The organism is Vibrio sp. QJM3NY_15 (genome assembly GCF_057785995.1).
The window spans coordinates 796,349-815,755 of record NZ_CM173517.1 but is presented as its reverse complement, the minus strand read 5'-3'; the positions used below and the strand labels follow the sequence as shown (position 1 = coordinate 815,755).

Sequence of the window (19,407 nt, the reverse complement as noted above, 5' to 3'; positions counted from 1 at the left end):
TAGTTCAGCAGTTAAGTGTAACAAAATTATGAGATTACACTCAAACTTCCCCTGCATCACAAGCAATCGTTTACTTACAAAGTGTGATGAACATCAGTAATTTACTACAAACAGGACTGACCTCACACTCACATACGAGTTTCTTAGGTAACAACCCACCTCGTTAACAACTCTTTAAATGAACGATTTATGTTCGGCTGCTTTTACGAGATTAAAAAAAAACCCAATTCAGAGAACTGGGCTTTCTTAGATCAACTTTGTTAAATAACGTTTCCGTTACTTCACATCCATCTCAATTATTTAATATCAATATGTTCAAAGCCTTTGATAAGGTCATCAAGTGCCTTCATCTGCTTCAAGAACGGCTCTAGTTTATCTAGAGGTAGCGCTGATGGGCCATCACAACGCGCTTGATCTGGGTTCGGGTGTGCCTCAAGGAACAGACCAGCAATGCCAGTAGCAATACCCGCTTTAGCAAGCTCAACAGTTTGCTCACGACGACCGCCAGATGCAGCACCTGAAGGGTCACGCATTTGAAGCGCGTGAGTCACATCAAAGATGATTGGACTGCCGTTTGATGATTTTTTCATTACACCAAAACCAAGCATGTCAACGACTAGGTTGTCATAACCCATGCAAGAACCGCGTTCACAAAGAATGATGTTCTCGTTGCCGCACTCAGCGAACTTATCAACGATGTTACCTACTTGATCCGGGCTCATGAACTGAGGCTTCTTCACATTGATAACCGCGCCAGTCTTAGCCATTGCTTCAACAAGATCAGTTTGACGAGCAAGGAACGCTGGAAGCTGGATTACATCAACCACATCTGCAACAGGCTGAGCTTGCGCTTCAGTGTGAATATCAGTGATGATCTTCACGCCAAAGGTATCTTTCAGCTCTTGGAAGATTTTAAGACCTTCTTCCATACCAGGACCACGGTATGAGTGAACAGAGCTGCGGTTCGCTTTATCAAAAGACGCCTTAAATACATAAGGGATGCCCAGCTTCTCTGTTACTTTCACGTAGTGCTCACAGATCTGCATAGCTAGATCGCGAGATTCAAGAACGTTCATGCCCGCAAATAGCGTAAATGGCTTATCGTTAGCAATTGGCATGTCGCCAATATGAACTATTTTCTGTTCCATCATATTCTCTCTAAATAATAATTAATTAGTGAACGACGACGGTTTTTTCCGTCATGACATTCACTTGAGATTTAAGTAACTCAGATGCAGGGTCATCTGGGCATTGATCAATAAAGTACTGATAATCGGTTGCGGCAATCTGGTGACAATCCAATTGCTGGTAGATGAAACCACGGTCACGGATTTCATACGGATCATCTGGGACGAATGTTAACGCCAGATCGGTACACTTCAATGCAAGCGTATAGCGTTCTTCTCTCAGCAATGCACTTTTCAATAAAGCCAACCACTTACCAATAATGGTTGGGTGGTCTGCGACTTTCAAATGCTCACTTTTCAGCTTAGCCAATGGGCCATCATGGCCAATTAACCATGCTCGCAATGTTTGCTGGCCAACATACTCACCATTGTAAGGGTTAATATAGACCGGTGTTTGGCCATACCAACTGACTTTAAGCAAAAACTGAGTCGGAAAAGAGACCCCCTCTACAGGAAAGCCTAGCTTGCGCCCTAGAAAAAGGAAGATCGCACCAAGACTGACAGGGATCCCTTTCTTTCTCTCAAGTACTTTATCGATAAACGCGTTTTCCGATGAGAAGTAAGCGTCTTTATCGCCTGCGAAGCCCCACTCATAAAAGAATAGTCGAATAAAAGATTCAAACTTCTGTTGCTCGTCGGTTTCATTAACTAACGCAAACTCGGCGTCTTTTAATAATCTTGCGAGTTCTTGCTCTGCCCAGCTATCTTGAGTTTCAGGGTCAATGGCCTTGTTTAGGATCAATGCGCCTTCAGCAAGCTCTAGTTGATCAAAGTCTTCATCAAAAAATTCGTACATACGTCACTAACCGAAAAATGTTGGAGTCTTTGTCATTGCGATTTTGCCTGCCATTGCTAGCCAGCCTAGAGCGCCAAAGAATGAGAAAACTCTCAATAGCTTGTTCTTACCTAGCTTAAGTGCAAAGAAGCCTAATGCGATGTAAGCCATTACACAGGTTAGTTTTTCAGTTAACCATGGTGCTGCTGGTGTAAACGGAATAAAGCCAGTAATAAAAATCAAACCAATACCCGATAGCAGCAGCAACGAGTCATTGATATGAGGGAAACGCTGCAAAAAAGGATGCTTAAGCTTCGGTGAGTTAGCCATCATCAGAGCGAAACGAATCGAAAGAAGTAGCGCGCTTATAGCAATCGTGAGTAGGTGAAAATGTTTTAAACCTTCGTACATGGTATTCCTTTATATTTTTATATGTGCTTTCGTTAACACGAACCACACAATACCCGTTAATGCCCTGTATTTCTGCGTTAATTCTCTGTATTTCTGCGTTAAATGCATTATCGAGTTAAGTGTATTTTCGAGTTAAAGGTATCAATTTAGCAAGTTCATCATCTATTGCTCACAAGATGATGAACAGCAGCCTATGAGCAACCACTATCTATGAACAGTAACGACCTAATGTCACTCGGTCATTACCACCGTAATCTTTTTCTGTAACCACATCCAAATAGCCCAGTTGTTGCATTATCTCACGTACCGCCAAGCCTTGGTCATAGCCGTGTTCAAATGCTAGCCAGCCTTCGTTTTCTAAAAAACCGCGTGCGTTTTCAGAGATGTGTCGAATATCAGCTAAACCTTTCTCTTCAGCAACTAGCGCTGTGATCGGTTCAAAACGCACATCACCTTGCGATAAATGAGGGTCATTCTTCTCAATGTAAGGTGGGTTAGAGACAATCAACGAAAACTTTACAGCTTCTTCTCCAGAACTTGCTGAGTTCAAAGGCTCAAACCAACTGCCATGTAAAAAAGTGGCGTTAGTGATGTTTAATCGCTGAGCGTTTTCTGTCGCAAGTTGCTGCGCTTCCGGGCGAAGATCAATACCCGTCACTGGTCGGTTCGGCATCTCAGACGCCAGTGCCAAAGCAATCGCACCTGTACCAGTTCCTAAATCGAGAATCGCACCTTGCTTGCCATACGTTTTATCTAACGCCACTTCAACCAAACGTTCCGTATCTGGACGTGGGATTAAAGTAGAAGGAGAGACTTTTAACGGCAGCGACCAAAACTCACGCTCACCAACAATATAAGCCACAGGCTCACCGGTTAAGCGACGTTTTAGAAGGGTATGAAATTCGGATTCTTGTTCTGAAGTGAGATGCTTCTCAGGCCAAGTCAGTAGGTAAGATCTTGGTTTATCTAAGGCGTGGCAAAGCAGTACCGCAGCATCAATCGAGGGCGATGTGTTATCGCCCTCTTGAAGCTGTACGATTGCTGACTTTAAAGCACTTTCAACCGTATATGCTGACTGCATAGTAATTAGTTGTGCTCAGCAAGTGCTGCTAGTTGATCGGCTTGGTGCTCTTGTAGAACAGGATCAAGCAGGCTTTGCATATCACCTTCCAGAACTTCGTTCAGGCGGTAGATAGTTAAGTTGATGCGGTGATCAGAAACACGGCCTTGAGGGTAGTTGTACGTACGAATACGGTCACTACGGTCACCAGAACCTAATAAGTTACGACGTGTATCTGAAATCGCAGCCGCACGACGCTCTTCTTCAGCTTGAACGATACGAGCCGCAAGAACAGCCATCGCTTTCGCTTTGTTTTTATGCTGAGAACGCTCGTCTTGACACTCTACTACTGTACCGGTTGGTAAGTGAGTAATACGGATTGCTGAATCCGTGGTGTTAACGTGCTGACCACCCGCGCCAGATGCACGGAAAGTATCAATTTTAAGATCGCCAGCTTTGATTTCTGGTAGATCAGCTTCTGGGATCTCAGGCATAACCGCAACAGTACACGCTGATGTATGAACACGACCTTGAGATTCAGTCTCAGGTACACGTTGTACACGGTGACCGCCAGACTCGAACTTCATGGTGCCGTAAACAGCGTCGCCACTGATTTTAGCGATCATCTCTTTAAAGCCGCCCTGCTCTGAAACATTGCTGCTCATCACTTCGACGCGCCAGCCTTTTTTCTCGGCAAACTTAGAGTACATACGGAAAAGGTTACCTGCAAAGATACCCGCTTCGTCACCACCTGCGCCGGCACGAATCTCTAAGAAACAGTTACGCTCATCGTTTGGATCTTTTGGAATCAGAAGAATTTGCAGCTCATCAGTCAGACGTTCAATGTTCGCTTTCGCATCTTTGATTTCTTCTTGAGCCATTTCACGCATTTCTGCGTCGTCTTCATTTGCCATCTCTTCAGCAGCTTCTAAATCTTCTTGAGCTTGCTGGTATGATTTAAAGCACCCCGTCACCTCTTCTAATTGAGAATACTCTTTTGACAAGGCACGGAATTTATCTTGATTCCCAAGTACATCGGGATCACCAAGTAGATGTTGAACTTCTTCATAGCGTTCAACAAGTGTTTCAAGCTTTATTAGAATCGAGGCTTTCATAATGTCTTATTCTGTTGGAGGTCGAATATTATTGAGGGTTTTCTAGACCCAAACTCTGTCTAATGACCATTAATTTTGCAGGTTCTCCTTGCTCTGCTGCACTTTGAAGTGCACGCGTTGGAGCATGGATCAATTTGTTTGTGAGCTTATTACTTAGCTCAAGTAAGACTTTCTCAGGGTCACCGCCAGCAGCAAGTGATTGTAAACTCTTACTTAATAATTCTTCTCGGATTTCATTGGCCGATTTACGATAGTCGCGAATACTGTCTACCGCTTGCAGTGAACGCATCCAGCTCATGAACGCGGCGCTTTCTTCACTGACTATTGCTTCAGCCTGAATTGCTTCAACTTTACGTTGCTCGATATTGCCATCAACGATCGACTGCAGATCATCAACGGAATACAGGTAAGCATCACTCAGTTCGCCGACCTGAGACTCAACATCACGAGGCACAGCGATATCAACCAACAACATCGGCTGATGCTTTCTTGTCTTGAGCGCGGTCTCTACCATGCCCTTACCAATAATAGGTAACGGACTTGCGGTTGAACTGATCACAATATCCGCTCGATGCAGATGATCAGGTATCTCGTTTAAGCTGATAACTTCAGCACCAAACTCTTCAGCTAGCCCTAAAGCACGCTCACGAGTTCGGTTAGCCACAATCATCTTGGTACAACCATTGGCTGACAAGTGTTTAGCCACCAGTTCAATGGTTTCTCCCGCACCCACCAATAACACTGTTGATTCAGCAATTGATTCAAAGATGTGTTTAGCTAATGTACAGGCTGCGTAAGCAACAGAAACAGCACTGCCACCAATTTCGGTTTCAGTTCGAACTCGCTTCGCAACAGAAAATGATTTCTGGAACAGTTTTTCCATTGAAGCATCAACAGATTTGTTCTCTCGCGAATCGGTGTAAGCCTGTTTTACCTGACCAAGAATTTGCGGCTCACCCAGAACCAGAGAGTCCAAACCACAGGCAACGCGCATTAAGTGCTTAATCGCGGCTTGTTCTTCATGGATGTAGATACTCGGTTTTAATTCTTCAGGGCTAACTTGATGAAATACAGACAGCCAATCGATCAACTTGTTTTTTGCCACGCCTTTGACGTCACAATACACTTCAGTTCGATTACAGGTAGAAAGTATGACACTTCCATTTACGTGTGCATTTGCGTTAAGTTGCTTAAGTGCCTCAGATAATTTATCTGGACCAAAAGCGACTTTTTCTCGCAATTCAACCGACGCTGTATTGTGATTGATACCTACGGCAAGCAAAGACATGTATCAGAAGTTCTCGATCAGGGAATGGAAACAAGGGGCGAATTTTACTTGATGCATGGCTCTATTTAAAGAGCAAGCGGGATTTGTTTTCCTGAGTTCGTGAATTCAATGCTATAGTTGAAGCGTTTTTTAGATAAATTTGAACAAGTTGTGAGCAAATATGAGCAAGCTTCGTAAAATCACGTCTCTTATTTTTATGACCATAATTATGGTGGGTTGCTCGTCTATACCAGAACAACCGACCAGCGTTGAGTGGCAAAGTCACCAAAACCGTCTTCTACAGATAGAAAACTACCAAGCCTCAGGCAAGCTCGCTTACATTTCTCCAGAGCAACGCCAAAGCCTTAATTTCATTTGGAAGCACTCCCCAAATCAAAGCCAATTGAGACTGACCACTTTCCTTGGTCAAACCGCCTTGAACCTCACGATTGACAACTCGGGTGCCAAGGTAGTCACTTATGATGATCAAGTATTCACCCATGCAAGTGCATCTGTATTGGTAGAACAACTTACTGGATTGCAGATCCCCATTGATCACCTGCCGCAATGGTTCCTTGGCATTCCCGACCAAGCAGATAGCTACCAACTCAACAGCACCAACACGCTTGAATCTCTGTCTAAACAAGTCAGCAGTCAATTATGGACACTGAATTTTGCTAACTATCGCAATACAGAGATGCCGAGTAAGCAACTATCAGATGAAGACAACGCAAAGGTAGAGACAATTCCCCTCCCTACTCGATTGTCATTCAAGCAAGACGAGAACAAAATCAACATTGTAGTTTCGAAGTGGACACTGAAAAAATGATAACAACGCCAACGCACTGGCCTTCGCCAGCTAAGCTGAATTTATTTCTCTATATCACTGGCCGACGCGATAATGGCTATCACGAACTTCAGACCCTATTTCAGTTTGTCGACTTTGGCGATGAACTTACGGTTACCGCAAACCGAGATACAAGCTCGATAACAATCACACCTGAAATTCCAGGCGTTGCGACAGAAGATAACCTGATTTGGAAAGCCGCAACTGCCCTTCAACAATATACATCGACGACTTTCGGTGCGGATATTGAGCTAAAGAAAGTGCTTCCTATGGGAGGTGGCATTGGCGGAGGTTCTTCAAATGCCGCAACCGTATTGATCGCTCTCAACCATTTATGGCAACTCAACCTGTCTGATGACCAGTTAGCTGAGATTGGCTTAAAGCTTGGTGCAGACGTTCCGGTCTTCGTTCGAGGCCACGCCGCCTTTGCTGAAGGTGTTGGTGAACAATTACAACCCGCTAATCCGGATGAGAAATGGTATCTCGTTGTTAAACCTCAAGTGAGCATAGCAACTGTAGACATATTCACACATTCAGAATTAACTCGAAATACGCCGAAGCGAGCACTATCAACGCTTCTAGAGCAAGAATACGTAAACGATTGCGAAAAAATTGTGCGAATGCTGTACCCAGAGGTTGATAAGCAACTTTCATGGCTGCTACAATACGCGCCGTCGAGATTGACTGGTACGGGTTCATGCGTTTTTGCTGAATTTAGCAGCAAAAAAGAAGCCGAATCGGTGCTAGAGCAACTGCCTGACACAGTTTCCGCGTTTGTCGCGAGAGGACGAAACATTTCGCCTTTAAAAGAAACTTTGGCTGAATACCAATCAGCCCACCCACAATCTATTTAAAACTGGACGCAACCCGAGGTTTCCACCGTGCCTGATATGAAGCTATTTGCTGGTAACGCAACACCTGAACTAGCCCAACGTATTGCTGATCGTCTATACATCTCTCTTGGAGATGCTACTGTAGACCGTTTTTCTGATGGCGAAGTCGCTGTACAAATCAATGAAAACGTTCGTGGTAGCGATGTATTCCTGATTCAATCAACTTGTGCACCAACCAATGACAACCTTATGGAATTGGTGGTAATGATTGACGCAATGCGCCGTGCTTCTGCTGGCCGTATTACTGCTGTAATCCCTTACTTCGGTTATGCCCGTCAAGATCGTCGTGTACGTTCTGCTCGTGTGCCTATTACTGCAAAAGTTGTTGCAGATTTCCTTTCTAACGTTGGTGTTGACCGCGTTTTGACTATCGACCTACACGCAGAGCAAATCCAAGGCTTCTTCGATGTACCTGTTGATAACATTTTCGGTACTCCAGTTCTTCTAGAAGACATGGCTAACCGTGGCCTAGAAAACCCAGTTGTGGTTTCTCCAGACCTTGGTGGTGTTGTACGTGCTCGTGCTACAGCTAAAGCGCTAGGTGATGTTGATATCGCTATCGTTGATAAGCGTCGTCCACGTGCTAACGTTTCTGAAGTAATGAACCTAATCGGTGATGTTGAAGGTCGTGACTGTGTTATCGTTGATGACATGATCGATACTGGTGGCACACTATGTAAAGCGGCTGAAGCGCTTAAAGAGCGCGGTGCTAAGCGTGTATTCGCTTACGCAACTCACGCTGTATTCTCTGGTACTGCTGCAGACAACATCCGCAATTCAGTTCTAGACCAAGTCATTGTTACTGATTCAATCAAGCTTTCTCCAGAAATGGCCGCGACAGGTAAAGTTACTGAGCTGAGCCTTTCTCGCATGCTTGCTGAAGCGATTCGTCGTATCAGCAACGAAGAGTCTATCTCTGCGATGTTCAACTAATCAAAGCTCTATAGCTTTGCTTTAGCAGAACAATCTGAAAAAGATTTTGAGCACTTCATTCGATGAAGTGCTTTTTTTATATCTAATACCAATCACAGTAAGTAAGTGTTCAGAAATAGCGCAGGAAAAAAGCTTGAGACCAAGGCGTGATTTTTTGATAAGTAGTTATTCTACAATCAAAAATTATAACGCAGTTATCGAGCATTTTAACCAGTTAGGGTGACCAGTTATTTACTACGATTGGTATAACGACCACAAAGTTAATTTGACCACAGTTTGAATCATTGGGTTGCTATCAGCTAGCTCGCACCTTTTTCATAAACTGTGATATCATACGGCGCTTTTTGAAATCCCAAGAGAGATCCATACCTTGAGCCAACAAATAAAACTTCTCGTTGGACTGGCTAATCCAGGTCCAGAATACGCCAAAACTCGCCACAATGCGGGTGCTTGGGTAGTTGAAGAATTAGCACGTGTACACAACGTGACACTGAAGAACGAACCAAAGTTCTTTGGCCTAACGGGTCGTATCATGGTTCATGGTGAAGATCTTCGTTTGCTGATCCCAACGACTTTTATGAACTTATCCGGGAAAGCCGTTGCAGCACTGGCAAAGTTCTACCAAATTAAACCAGAAGAGATCATGGTCGCTCACGATGAGTTAGACCTCCCTCCAGGTATTGGTAAGTTTAAAAAAGGTGGTGGTCATGGCGGGCACAATGGCCTAAAAGACATCATCAGCAAGCAGGGTAACAATAAAGAATTCTATCGTCTTAGGTTAGGCATTGGCCATCCGGGACACAAAGATAAAGTTGCAGGTTATGTATTAGGCAAAGCTCCTGCGAAAGAGCAAGAGTGTATCGAGGCTGTCGTTGACGAATCGGTTCGCAGCCTAGACATCTTATTAAAAGATGGCCTACCAAAAGCACAAAATCGCTTACATACGTTCAAAGCAGAATAAGGTTTATATCATGGGTTTTAAATGTGGCATCGTTGGTCTACCAAACGTTGGTAAGTCAACTCTGTTTAACGCACTGACTAAAGCAGGCATCGAAGCAGCAAACTTTCCATTTTGTACGATCGAACCAAACACAGGTATCGTTCCGGTTCCAGATCTACGCTTAGATGCATTAGCAAAAATTGTTAATCCACAGAAGATCCTTCCAACGACAATGGAATTCGTAGACATCGCAGGCCTAGTTGCTGGCGCATCTAAAGGTGAAGGTCTAGGTAACAAATTCCTAGCTAACATCCGCGAAACTGACGCTATCGGTCACGTTGTACGCTGCTTTGAAAACGAAAACATCGTTCACGTTTCTGGCAAAGTATCTCCTATCGAAGATATCGAAGTGATCAACCTTGAGCTTGCTCTTGCCGATCTAGATAGCTGTGAACGTGCGATCTTCCGTAATGCTAAAAAAGCAAAAGGCGGAGATAAAGACGCTAAGTTTGAAACTACAGTTCTTGAAAAGCTACTACCGATCCTGACTGAAGGTGGTATGGCTCGTACTGTTGAACTGGCCAAAGAAGAAGTCGCAGCAATCGACTACCTTAACTTCCTAACGCTTAAGCCAACAATGTACATCGCAAACGTTGCTGAAGATGGTTTCGAAAACAACCCTTACCTAGACGCCGTTCGTGAGTATGCAGAAAAAGAGAACAACGTTGTTGTTGCTGTATGTGCTGCAATCGAATCTGAGCTTTCTGAGCTTGACGATGAAGATCGCGAAGAGTTCCTAGCGGACATGGGTATCGAAGAACCAGGCCTTAACCGAGTGATCCGCTCTGGTTACGAACTACTTACTCTTCAGACTTACTTCACTGCGGGTGTTAAAGAAGTTCGCGCTTGGACGATCCCTGTAGGTGCGACTGCACCACAAGCTGCAGGCAAGATCCACACCGACTTCGAAAAAGGATTCATCCGTGCAGAAGTCGTTGGTTACGAACATTTCATCGAATTTGGCGGTGAAAGCGGAGCAAAAGATGCAGGTAAATGGCGTCTTGAAGGCAAAGAATACATCGTTAAAGATGGCGATGTTGTTCACTTCCGTTTCAACGTTTAATTACCAATAAACATCTAATAAAAGGCCAGTGAATTCACTGGCCTTTTTCGTTTTCGCTCTTTATAAATAGCTTCTTATCCAAAACTTAACTTCCTATATATATCGGCATTTGAACCTATTTTTTGCTGACAAATACGCCTCTTTGACTAAAAAGAAACCGAACAGATGTTTATTCGTGATTTATTCAAAAAAAAAGTTGACGGGTTTCACTCAACTCCGCATAATGCGCCCCGTTCACAACGAAGCGGCAACGTCTCGAAATGAGCAACAATTTGGAAATGGCTACTTAGCTCAGTTGGTTAGAGCACATCACTCATAATGATGGGGTCGCAGGTTCGAATCCCGCAGTAGCCACCATTTCCTAAGCACTCTGTTTGTTATTAAACGTATGTCTTTTGACAACAAAGAGTTTTTAGGAAATAAAGCGGTCGTGGCGGAATTGGTAGACGCACCAGATTTAGGTTCTGGCGCCGAGAGGTGTGAGAGTTCAAGTCTCTCCGACCGCACCATATTGAGATGTCTTAATTGACATCATTGTTGGGCTATCGCCAAGCGGTAAGGCACTGGCTTTTGATGCCAGCATTCCCTGGTTCGAATCCAGGTAGCCCAGCCACAATTTAAAGTGTAATTATCTTTAAAAAGATAATGGCATTGGAAGCGAGATTATATTATATTACTTCGCTCTCAGATGGCTACTTAGCTCAGTTGGTTAGAGCACATCACTCATAATGATGGGGTCGCAGGTTCGAATCCCGCAGTAGCCACCATTCTTTCTTATGAAAGAAAAAGAACAAACAACGTTATATTGAATCACCAATGTCGATATAACTATAAAGATTTGCTGCGGTCGTGGCGGAATTGGTAGACGCACCAGATTTAGGTTCTGGCGCCGAGAGGTGTGAGAGTTCAAGTCTCTCCGACCGCACCATTATTTAGATATCTTAATTGATATCCTGTTGGGCTATCGCCAAGCGGTAAGGCACTGGCTTTTGATGCCAGCATTCCCTGGTTCGAATCCAGGTAGCCCAGCCACTACAACGTTACTTAGACAAACCATAAGTCTTCTTAACTATACTCTTCGCTAGAGTAAAAGCTTTGCTGCGGTCGTGGCGGAATTGGTAGACGCACCAGATTTAGGTTCTGGCGCCGAGAGGTGTGAGAGTTCAAGTCTCTCCGACCGCACCATTATTTAGATATCTTAATTGATATCCTGTTGGGCTATCGCCAAGCGGTAAGGCACTGGCTTTTGATGCCAGCATTCCCTGGTTCGAATCCAGGTAGCCCAGCCATTACAACGTTACTTAGACAAACCATAAGTCTTCTTAACTATACTCTTCGCTAGAGTAAAAGCTTTGCTGCGGTCGTGGCGGAATTGGTAGACGCACCAGATTTAGGTTCTGGCGCCGAGAGGTGTGAGAGTTCAAGTCTCTCCGACCGCACCATTATTTAGATATCTTAAATGATATCATTGTTGGGCTATCGCCAAGCGGTAAGGCACTGGCTTTTGATGCCAGCATTCCCTGGTTCGAATCCAGGTAGCCCAGCCACTATTAAAACTCTTTGTTCTTACTTAGCTTGTTTTTAAGCTAAATAGTAAACCAAGAGCACAACGTTATATTGAACCACCAATGTCGATATAACTATAAAGATTTGCTGCGGTCGTGGCGGAATTGGTAGACGCACCAGATTTAGGTTCTGGCGCCGAGAGGTGTGAGAGTTCAAGTCTCTCCGACCGCACCATTATTTAGATATCTTAATTGATATCCTGTTGGGCTATCGCCAAGCGGTAAGGCACTGGCTTTTGATGCCAGCATTCCCTGGTTCGAATCCAGGTAGCCCAGCCATTACAACGTTACTTAGACAAACCATAAGTCTTCTTAACTATACTCTTCGCTAGAGTAAAAGCTTTGCTGCGGTCGTGGCGGAATTGGTAGACGCACCAGATTTAGGTTCTGGCGCCGAGAGGTGTGAGAGTTCAAGTCTCTCCGACCGCACCATTATTTCTCTTTAATTAGAGATAAAATAGTGAATACATAAAATTCATTATTGGCTACTTAGCTCAGTTGGTTAGAGCACATCACTCATAATGATGGGGTCGCAGGTTCGAATCCCGCAGTAGCCACCATTCTTTCTCTACGAAAGAACAAGTACAAACAACGTTATATTGAATCACCAATGTCGATATAACTATAAAGATTTGCTGCGGTCGTGGCGGAATTGGTAGACGCACCAGATTTAGGTTCTGGCGCCGAGAGGTGTGAGAGTTCAAGTCTCTCCGACCGCACCATTATTTAGATATCTTAAATGATATCATTGTTGGGCTATCGCCAAGCGGTAAGGCACTGGCTTTTGATGCCAGCATTCCCTGGTTCGAATCCAGGTAGCCCAGCCACTATTAAAACTCTTTGTTTTTACTTAGCTTGTTTTTAAGCTAAATAGTAAACCAAGAGCACAACGTTATATTGAACCACCAATGTCGATGTAACTATAAAGCTTTGCTGCGGTCGTGGCGGAATTGGTAGACGCACCAGATTTAGGTTCTGGCGCCGAGAGGTGTGAGAGTTCAAGTCTCTCCGACCGCACCATTATTTCTCTTTAATTAGAGATAAAATAGTGAATACATAAAATTCATTATTGGCTACTTAGCTCAGTTGGTTAGAGCACATCACTCATAATGATGGGGTCGCAGGTTCGAATCCCGCAGTAGCCACCATTCTTTCTCTACGAAAGAACAAGTACAAACAACGTTATATTGAATCACCAATGTCGATATAACTATAAAGATTTGCTGCGGTCGTGGCGGAATTGGTAGACGCACCAGATTTAGGTTCTGGCGCCGAGAGGTGTGAGAGTTCAAGTCTCTCCGACCGCACCATCATTGAATAGAACCCAGCTTTTTAGCTGGGTTTTGTTTTATCTAGAATATGTAAATCTGCAAGCCAAGTCACCAAGTATTCTCTTCTATAACCTCACTTTTACTGCGATTTTATTAGACAATGTCTGCTCCATTTCCTAACTGAGTATGACTGCCTATGAAAACCCTCCCTTTAACGATCGGTTGCTACACAGATTCTCCAAGTAATAGCCAAGGTGTGTATCAAACTCAGTTAGATCTAGAAACGGGAACGCTGTTGCCTTTAGAGCTTATAGCGGCCTGCACTAACCCCTCGTTTGTCACCACGACAAAGCTAGGGATCTACACTGCTTCTGAAGTTGACCAAAAGATACAACCACAGCTGATTCATATACCGAATGCTGATTCAACAATAGCGTCAAATACTGGGCCAATTTCTGGAGATCACCCCTGTCATATCACGATAGATCCCCACAATAAGTTTGCTATTACGTCGCAATATTCATCAGGGACATTCGATATCTTTAGTTTAAGTATCAATGGCAATATCGATAAACGGCTCAAAACACTCAAAATGGTTGGTTCTGGACCTAATGCAGAAAGACAAACTGGCCCACATGCTCATCAAAGCCTTTTCCTAAAGAACTCTCCGCAGTTTGTCACCGTCGATCTCGGAGCCGATCGAATCAACTTCTATTGCTTTGACGAAGAGCAAGAAGAGTTCCTTGATGAGCCAATGCAATCTATCAAAGTGCGTGCAGGGAATGGGCCTCGTCACCTAATAATTAACCAAGCAGAAGATAGAGCCTATGTGGTGTGTGAGCTATCTGAAACGATATTGATTTTGGAAAAGTCTTTAGGGGTGTGGAATATTGTGGAAGAAGTTGATGTACTTCCTAATATGGAAAAAGGAGAAGCAGCGGCTGCAATTAAGCTATCGCCAGATGAGCAATTCCTTTATGTGTCTTGCCGACACCAATCCAGAATCAGTTGTTTTAGAATAGACTCAGCCACTCAAAAGCTCATTTTTATCGATAGTTACAATGTTGAAGGTAAGTTCCCTCGCGACTTTCATATCACTAATGACGGACAATGGCTCATCGTCGCAAACCAGCACTCCAACAACCTCACGTCATTCAAACGAAATCTTGAGGATGGCTCCCTCATCTATACTGGATGCTCTTTAGCCATTGATGCGCCTGTTTGTTTGACGCAATAGCACTAAGCACTTTCACGAGATCAAAAAAGGAGAGTCTCAGCTCTCCTTTTTTTATAACTAGATAATTTGGACTAACCAATCACAACCCTAAAGCGTATTTAAGTACCTGTGATTTAATCGGCCCTGAGTTTTCTGCTAGCTTTAGTGCAGCATTACGCACAAACTTGAGCGGGCCAATATCATTACTGAACGTTTTGTAGAAAAAGTCCATGCCACTTTGCATCATTAGATTGTCACCCCTTCTGATCACTTCATAGCGTCTCGCCACAGATTGATTCAATTCACCTTTCTCTTTGGTGATATCCAATAGTGCTGCCACATCTTTAAAGCCCAAGTTAACACCCTGCCCTGCTAGAGGGTTAATCGTATGTGCAGAGTCTCCAACAAGAATACAATTATTCTTCGAGTATGATTGAGCATGACGTCGAGTCAGAGGGAATGATCCCGAGTTCAACACTTTCACATCACCCAATTCTGCAGGGAAGTTAGAGATAACTTCATTACGTAATTTTTCTGGGCTCATCGCAGAAAGTTGCTTAATACGAGATGGCGAGTCATACCATACTAAAGAACCCTGCCCCACCTCTTTGCCTTCAGACATTAGCGAGCACAATGGAAGGAATGAACGAGGCCCACTCGGTAAAAACTGTTGCCAAGTAATATCTTGCTGAGGAAGTTCTGTTTCTACATTGATAAGCATGCAGTGCTGTCGGTAATCCCAAGCCGTAATACCGATCCCAGCTTGCTGACGAACGACTGAATTTGCGCCATCAGCGCCAATCACCCACTTCGCTGATAACTGAGTACCCGACTGAAGTTTCACGATATTGGTTTCACCAAATTCTATAGTGTCCAATTTCTCTGGGCATAAGATCGCTAAATTATCGTATGCTTCAAACTGAGCCCATAAACCCAATTGGATTAATCGATTCTCAACGATGTAACCTAAACGAGGTAAATCAAGAGATGTGGCATCAAAACGTGTACGACACTCTGGGTGCTCCCAAGTTTCCAAACGTTTGTAAGAACAGACACGCATTGCAGCGATGCTTTGCCATGCACCCAGCTCTTCAAGCAAATCAACTGAAGCCTGAGAAATTGCTGATACACGGATATCCATTGGTTGTGAGTCATCATAAGCTTTTGGAGCAAAGCCTTCGATCACAGCAACATTCAGTCCTTGTTTAGCAAAGCCGATTGCAGTCGCAGCACCAACCATGCCACCACCCACTACTACAATGTCGTAACTGTTCATATTTTGTACTTATCATTTTGATTCTTTGACTGTTTTCAATTGTACGTTTTCACAACTAACTTGTAACCAAAAACCTTATTCGAAAAAATGGTTACCCCTTGCTGTACCTAGCGTTAACGATAATAAAAACCACTACCGAAGAGATTTTATCAGACTACTAGTCAGTCGGTTTTGAAACCAGTACAATACGCGGCTTGCTGCCAGAGCCAGTCGTAAAAGCTGAATGAGTTAATATGACAAACGGCACTTGCAGATGAATACTGGGCGATTTGCTCCCTTAAATTAAACTAACGATCGAGCGAACAAAAAATGAGTAAGAAACTGCTAATTAAAACTTGGGGCTGTCAGATGAATGAATACGATTCATCAAAAATGGCTGACCTGCTTAACGCTGCAAATGGCTATGAGCTAACTGAAGTACCTGAGGAAGCAGATGTACTACTCCTGAATACTTGTTCTATTCGTGAAAAAGCGCAAGAAAAGGTATTCCACCAGCTTGGTCGTTGGAAAACGCTCAAAGATAAAAAAGAAGGTGTGGTGATCGGTGTGGGTGGCTGTGTAGCAACTCAAGAAGGCGATCATATCCGTCAACGCGCACCTTATGTTGACGTTATCTTTGGCCCTCAAACATTACACCGCCTGCCAGAAATGATTAAGTCATCTCTGTCTAACGAGAAACCTGTAATGGACATCTCATTCCCTGAGATCGAAAAATTCGATAACCTTCCAGAACCAAAAGCAGACGGCGCAACGGCGTACGTTTCTATCATGGAAGGTTGTTCTAAGTACTGCACTTACTGTGTTGTGCCATATACTCGTGGCGAAGAAGTTAGCCGTCCAATGGATGATGTACTTTACGAAGTTGCACAACTTGCAGAACAAGGTGTACGTGAAGTAAACCTACTTGGCCAAAACGTAAACGCATTCCGTGGTCCAACTCACGAAGGTGACATCTGCACATTTGCAGAACTACTTCGCCTAGTTGCGTCTATTGATGGTATCGACCGTATTCGTTTCACAACAAGCCACCCGCTTGAGTTCGGCGACGACATCATTGAAGTTTACAAAGACACACCGGAACTAGTGAGCTTCCTTCACTTACCAGTACAAAGTGGTAGTGACCGCATTCTAACAATGATGAAGCGTCCACATACGGCAATCGAATACAAATCTATCATCCGTAAACTGCGTAAAGCTCGCCCTGATATTCAAATCAGTTCTGACTTTATCGTTGGTTTCCCAGGTGAGTCTAAGCAAGACTTCCAGGATACGATGAAACTGATCAAAGAAGTTGATTTCGATATGAGCTTCAGCTTTGTTTTCTCTCCTCGTCCAGGTACACCGGCTGCAGATTACCCATGTGATGTGCCAGCACAAGAGAAGAAAGATCGTCTATACGAGCTGCAACAAACGGTGAACACTCAAGCTATGCGATTCTCTCGCCTAATGTTAGGTACAGAGCAGCGTATTCTTGTAGAAGGTCCTTCAAGAAAGAACTTAATGGAGCTTCGTGGCCGCACTGAAAACAGCCGTGTTGTGAACTTCGAAGGTTCTGCTGACCTAATCGGCCAGTTCGTAGATGTGAAGATCACTGAGGTTTACACCAACTCACTACGTGGTGAACTGGTTCGTACAGAAAAAGACATGGGTCTACGCGTGGCAATGACTCCAGCTGAAATGATGGAAAAAACAAAACGCGAAGATGAGCTAGGTGTAGCGACATTTACGCCTTAGTCAGATAACGTTTGAGAACAAAGCTCAAACGAAAAGCTTGAAATTACCTAACTAAGTGACCATCTTAGAAATAGGGAATCACCATCAGAAGCCCGGTCTAAATCGGGCTTCTTGCTCTTTTTTTTATTTAAGAGTGAGTGGCACAAAATGAGAGGCTAATTTGAGCAATAAAATCGTTACTTTAGAGATCAACCTAGAACCTGCCGACAACCTACGTTTGGCAAGCTTATGTGGTCCATTCGACGACAATATCAAACACCTTGAACGCCGTCTTGGCGTTGAAATTAATTACCGTAGTAACTTCTTCACCATAGTAGGCAAGCCTCACACCACAGCGGCCGCTCTAGATATCATCAAGCACCTCTATGTAGAAACGGCTCCTGTCAAAGGCAACGTGTCCGATATTGAACCTGAACAGGTTCACCTCGCAGTCACCGAGTCAGGTATTTTGGAGCAGCATGTCGAGTCTGAGATCGACTACGGCAAAGAAGTGACCATTAAGACTAAAAAAGGCGTCATCAAGCCACGCACACCCAACCAAGCTCAATACTTGATGAACATGGTCACTCATGACATCACCTTTGGTATTGGTCCTGCTGGTACAGGTAAAACATACTTGGCAGTCGCAGCAGCGGTAGATGCTCTCGAACGCCAAGAGGTTCGCCGAATCCTACTGACTCGCCCTGCCGTTGAAGCGGGTGAGAAGCTTGGTTTCCTTCCTGGCGATTTAAGCCAGAAAGTCGATCCATATTTGCGTCCACTTTACGATGCACTCTTTGAGATGCTTGGCTTTGAGCGTGTTGAGAAGCTGATTGAGCGTAACGTGATTGAAGTTGCACCACTGGCTTACATGCGTGGTCGTACACTGAATGACGCATTTATCATTCTAGATGAGAGCCAAAACACCACGGTAGAGCAGATGAAAATGTTCTTAACCCGTATCGGTTTTAACTCTCGCGCTGTTATCACAGGTGATATCACTCAAATCGATTTACCTCGTGGTGCGAAATCAGGCCTACGCCACGCGACTGAAGTGCTCAGTGACGTTGATGACATTAGCTTTAACTTCTTCATGTCTGAAGACGTCGTTCGTCACCCTGTGGTTGCTCGTATCGTCAATGCGTACGAGAAATGGGAAGCAAAAGACCAGAAAGAGCGCAAAGAGTTTGAACAACGCAAGCGTGAAGAACGCGAAGCGAAGCTTCTTGAGGCTCAACAAGCCGTTACGACACAATTAGCAACACAAAATAGCTCTGTAATTACAGAACAAGGTGATAAATAGATGTCTATTGAACTAGACCTGCAAATAGCGGTCGAAAATGAGCAAGGTCTTCCAACCGAACAAGATATTCAGCTTTGGTTGGATAAGACAATTCCTCAGTTTCAAGAGAATGCAGAGCTCACCGTTCGTATTGTTGATACAGAAGAGAGCCACCAGCTCAACCATGACTATCGTGGAAAAGATAAGCCAACTAACGTGCTGTCTTTCCCATTTGAAGCACCACCAGGAATGGAATTAGATCTACTGGGTGACCTTATTATCTGCCGCCAAGTTGTCGAAAAAGAAGCAGAAGAGCAAAATAAGCCTCTGCTAGCACACTGGGCTCATATGGTTGTACATGGCAGTCTGCATCTGCTAGGTTATGATCATATCGAAGATGATGAAGCTGAAGAGATGGAGTCACTTGAGACAGAAATCATGCAAACTATGGGCTTTGAAGACCCTTACATTCTAGAAAAGTAAATTGATTCTAGTAACGTAGGTTGCAGAGAAACAAGAACTCATCGAACCTG

Annotated in this window: 16 protein-coding genes and 19 tRNA genes; 28 read left to right on the top strand and 7 right to left on the bottom strand. The window is 44.0% G+C overall.

Translation table 11 applies throughout. The features are described from left to right. Positions 1-296: 296 nt before the first annotated feature. From kdsA to hemA, 6 genes are all read right to left on the bottom strand, one after another. On the bottom strand, positions 297-1,151 hold the full coding sequence (gene kdsA / locus AC3CKG_RS03610) for a 3-deoxy-8-phosphooctulonate synthase (protein WP_171309284.1): 855 nt from the start codon (positions 1,149-1,151) through the stop codon (positions 297-299). A 22-nt stretch (positions 1,152-1,173) separates the two neighbouring features. Continuing rightward, complete coding sequence (locus tag AC3CKG_RS03605; RefSeq protein WP_016791949.1) at positions 1,174-1,983, bottom strand: SirB1 family protein; 810 nt, start codon at positions 1,981-1,983, stop codon at positions 1,174-1,176. Positions 1,984-1,989: 6 nt separating this feature from the next. After that, positions 1,990-2,373, bottom strand: a complete 384-nt coding sequence (locus AC3CKG_RS03600) for a SirB2 family protein (protein ID WP_009848726.1) — start codon at positions 2,371-2,373, stop codon at positions 1,990-1,992. A gap of 208 nt (positions 2,374-2,581) precedes the next feature. Next, entirely contained in the window at positions 2,582-3,454 is an 873-nt protein-coding gene (gene prmC, locus AC3CKG_RS03595; RefSeq protein ID WP_372197475.1) for a peptide chain release factor N(5)-glutamine methyltransferase, read from the bottom strand. Between the two features lie 5 nt (positions 3,455-3,459). Beyond that, positions 3,460-4,548: a peptide chain release factor 1 gene (gene prfA / locus AC3CKG_RS03590; protein ID WP_009848728.1), complete on the bottom strand. Its 1,089-nt coding sequence runs from the start codon at positions 4,546-4,548 to the stop codon at positions 3,460-3,462. Positions 4,549-4,576: 28 nt separating this feature from the next. Beyond that, positions 4,577-5,836, bottom strand: a complete 1,260-nt coding sequence (gene hemA / locus AC3CKG_RS03585; RefSeq protein WP_017110181.1) for a glutamyl-tRNA reductase — start codon at positions 5,834-5,836, stop codon at positions 4,577-4,579. Positions 5,837-5,996: 160 nt separating this feature from the next. Between hemA and lolB the strand changes: the two genes are divergently transcribed. The 25 genes from lolB to AC3CKG_RS03460 all read left to right on the top strand — a co-directional run bounded on the left by lolB (position 5,997) and on the right by AC3CKG_RS03460 (position 14,624). Continuing rightward, positions 5,997-6,644, top strand: a complete 648-nt coding sequence (lolB, locus tag AC3CKG_RS03580) for a lipoprotein insertase outer membrane protein LolB (RefSeq protein ID WP_076668657.1) — start codon at positions 5,997-5,999, stop codon at positions 6,642-6,644. Further along, positions 6,641-7,516: a 4-(cytidine 5'-diphospho)-2-C-methyl-D-erythritol kinase gene (ispE, locus tag AC3CKG_RS03575; protein ID WP_488528819.1), complete on the top strand. Its 876-nt coding sequence runs from the start codon at positions 6,641-6,643 to the stop codon at positions 7,514-7,516. The genes lolB and ispE overlap by 4 nt, the downstream gene beginning before the upstream one ends. Positions 7,517-7,543: 27 nt before the next feature. Continuing rightward, complete coding sequence (locus AC3CKG_RS03570) at positions 7,544-8,488, top strand: ribose-phosphate pyrophosphokinase (RefSeq protein ID WP_017106306.1); 945 nt, start codon at positions 7,544-7,546, stop codon at positions 8,486-8,488. A gap of 370 nt (positions 8,489-8,858) precedes the next feature. Then, positions 8,859-9,449: an aminoacyl-tRNA hydrolase gene (pth, locus tag AC3CKG_RS03565; RefSeq protein WP_010439162.1), complete on the top strand. Its 591-nt coding sequence runs from the start codon at positions 8,859-8,861 to the stop codon at positions 9,447-9,449. 10 nt (positions 9,450-9,459) lie between these two features. Then, positions 9,460-10,551 (top strand): redox-regulated ATPase YchF, encoded by a 1,092-nt coding sequence (gene ychF / locus AC3CKG_RS03560; protein WP_029223110.1) that lies wholly within the window; start codon positions 9,460-9,462, stop codon positions 10,549-10,551. Positions 10,552-10,831: 280 nt separating this feature from the next. Further along, positions 10,832-10,908, top strand: a tRNA-Met gene (locus tag AC3CKG_RS03555). 67 nt (positions 10,909-10,975) lie between these two features. Next, positions 10,976-11,060, top strand: a tRNA-Leu gene (locus AC3CKG_RS03550). A gap of 29 nt (positions 11,061-11,089) precedes the next feature. Further along, positions 11,090-11,164, top strand: a tRNA-Gln gene (locus AC3CKG_RS03545). Between the two features lie 77 nt (positions 11,165-11,241). After that, positions 11,242-11,318 (top strand) — tRNA-Met (locus tag AC3CKG_RS03540). A gap of 76 nt (positions 11,319-11,394) precedes the next feature. Continuing rightward, positions 11,395-11,479: transfer RNA gene (locus AC3CKG_RS03535), tRNA-Leu, on the top strand. A gap of 29 nt (positions 11,480-11,508) precedes the next feature. After that, positions 11,509-11,583, top strand: a tRNA-Gln gene (locus tag AC3CKG_RS03530). 68 nt (positions 11,584-11,651) lie between these two features. Beyond that, positions 11,652-11,736 (top strand) — tRNA-Leu (locus AC3CKG_RS03525). 29 nt (positions 11,737-11,765) lie between these two features. Further along, a tRNA-Gln gene (locus AC3CKG_RS03520) sits at positions 11,766-11,840 on the top strand. 68 nt (positions 11,841-11,908) lie between these two features. Next, positions 11,909-11,993, top strand: a tRNA-Leu gene (locus tag AC3CKG_RS03515). A gap of 30 nt (positions 11,994-12,023) precedes the next feature. After that, positions 12,024-12,098, top strand: a tRNA-Gln gene (locus AC3CKG_RS03510). 108 nt (positions 12,099-12,206) lie between these two features. Next, a tRNA-Leu gene (locus AC3CKG_RS03505) sits at positions 12,207-12,291 on the top strand. 29 nt (positions 12,292-12,320) lie between these two features. Then, positions 12,321-12,395: transfer RNA gene (locus AC3CKG_RS03500), tRNA-Gln, on the top strand. 68 nt (positions 12,396-12,463) lie between these two features. Then, a tRNA-Leu gene (locus AC3CKG_RS03495) sits at positions 12,464-12,548 on the top strand. A 51-nt stretch (positions 12,549-12,599) separates the two neighbouring features. Continuing rightward, positions 12,600-12,676, top strand: a tRNA-Met gene (locus AC3CKG_RS03490). Between the two features lie 77 nt (positions 12,677-12,753). Continuing rightward, positions 12,754-12,838, top strand: a tRNA-Leu gene (locus AC3CKG_RS03485). Between the two features lie 30 nt (positions 12,839-12,868). Beyond that, positions 12,869-12,943: transfer RNA gene (locus tag AC3CKG_RS03480), tRNA-Gln, on the top strand. A gap of 108 nt (positions 12,944-13,051) precedes the next feature. Further along, positions 13,052-13,136, top strand: a tRNA-Leu gene (locus tag AC3CKG_RS03475). A gap of 51 nt (positions 13,137-13,187) precedes the next feature. After that, a tRNA-Met gene (locus AC3CKG_RS03470) sits at positions 13,188-13,264 on the top strand. A gap of 77 nt (positions 13,265-13,341) precedes the next feature. After that, positions 13,342-13,426, top strand: a tRNA-Leu gene (locus AC3CKG_RS03465). Positions 13,427-13,583: 157 nt separating this feature from the next. After that, on the top strand, positions 13,584-14,624 hold the full coding sequence (locus AC3CKG_RS03460) for a lactonase family protein (protein WP_488528818.1): 1,041 nt from the start codon (positions 13,584-13,586) through the stop codon (positions 14,622-14,624). Between the two features lie 79 nt (positions 14,625-14,703). On the opposite strand, the gene AC3CKG_RS03455 is transcribed toward AC3CKG_RS03460, so the two are convergent. Then, positions 14,704-15,879 carry a 2-octaprenyl-3-methyl-6-methoxy-1,4-benzoquinol hydroxylase gene (locus AC3CKG_RS03455; protein ID WP_488528817.1) on the bottom strand — a complete coding sequence of 392 codons (1,176 nt, stop codon included), beginning with the start codon at positions 15,877-15,879 and terminating at the stop codon, positions 14,704-14,706. A gap of 309 nt (positions 15,880-16,188) precedes the next feature. On the opposite strand from AC3CKG_RS03455, the gene miaB reads away from it, so the two are divergent. The 3 genes from miaB (at position 16,189) to ybeY (ending at position 19,357) form a co-directional block, all read left to right on the top strand. Next, positions 16,189-17,613, top strand: a complete 1,425-nt coding sequence (gene miaB, locus AC3CKG_RS03450) for a tRNA (N6-isopentenyl adenosine(37)-C2)-methylthiotransferase MiaB (RefSeq protein ID WP_017104422.1) — start codon at positions 16,189-16,191, stop codon at positions 17,611-17,613. Positions 17,614-17,773: 160 nt separating this feature from the next. Continuing rightward, positions 17,774-18,895 (top strand): PhoH family protein, encoded by a 1,122-nt coding sequence (locus tag AC3CKG_RS03445; protein ID WP_488528816.1) that lies wholly within the window; start codon positions 17,774-17,776, stop codon positions 18,893-18,895. Then, entirely contained in the window at positions 18,896-19,357 is a 462-nt protein-coding gene (ybeY, locus tag AC3CKG_RS03440) for an rRNA maturation RNase YbeY (protein WP_065113503.1), read from the top strand. Positions 19,358-19,407: the final 50 nt, after the last annotated feature.

What these genes read in the sequence shown, in the direction of transcription:
- AC3CKG_RS03605 (WP_016791949.1), bottom strand. Translation starts at nt 1,983, where the DNA reads ATGTACGAATTTTTTGATGAAGACTTTGATCAACTAGAGCTTGCTGAA.
- AC3CKG_RS03460 (WP_488528818.1), top strand. Translation starts at nt 13,584, where the DNA reads ATGAAAACCCTCCCTTTAACGATCGGTTGCTACACAGATTCTCCAAGT.
- prmC (WP_372197475.1), bottom strand. Translation starts at nt 3,454, where the DNA reads ATGCAGTCAGCATATACGGTTGAAAGTGCTTTAAAGTCAGCAATCGTA.
- prfA (WP_009848728.1), bottom strand. Translation starts at nt 4,548, where the DNA reads ATGAAAGCCTCGATTCTAATAAAGCTTGAAACACTTGTTGAACGCTAT.
- kdsA (WP_171309284.1), bottom strand. Translation starts at nt 1,151, where the DNA reads ATGATGGAACAGAAAATAGTTCATATTGGCGACATGCCAATTGCTAAC.
- ispE (WP_488528819.1), top strand. Translation starts at nt 6,641, where the DNA reads ATGATAACAACGCCAACGCACTGGCCTTCGCCAGCTAAGCTGAATTTA.
- ybeY (WP_065113503.1), top strand. Translation starts at nt 18,896, where the DNA reads ATGTCTATTGAACTAGACCTGCAAATAGCGGTCGAAAATGAGCAAGGT.
- AC3CKG_RS03455 (WP_488528817.1), bottom strand. Translation starts at nt 15,879, where the DNA reads ATGAACAGTTACGACATTGTAGTAGTGGGTGGTGGCATGGTTGGTGCT.
- miaB (WP_017104422.1), top strand. Translation starts at nt 16,189, where the DNA reads ATGAGTAAGAAACTGCTAATTAAAACTTGGGGCTGTCAGATGAATGAA.
- ychF (WP_029223110.1), top strand. Translation starts at nt 9,460, where the DNA reads ATGGGTTTTAAATGTGGCATCGTTGGTCTACCAAACGTTGGTAAGTCA.
- AC3CKG_RS03600 (WP_009848726.1), bottom strand. Translation starts at nt 2,373, where the DNA reads ATGTACGAAGGTTTAAAACATTTTCACCTACTCACGATTGCTATAAGC.
- lolB (WP_076668657.1), top strand. Translation starts at nt 5,997, where the DNA reads ATGAGCAAGCTTCGTAAAATCACGTCTCTTATTTTTATGACCATAATT.
- hemA (WP_017110181.1), bottom strand. Translation starts at nt 5,836, where the DNA reads ATGTCTTTGCTTGCCGTAGGTATCAATCACAATACAGCGTCGGTTGAA.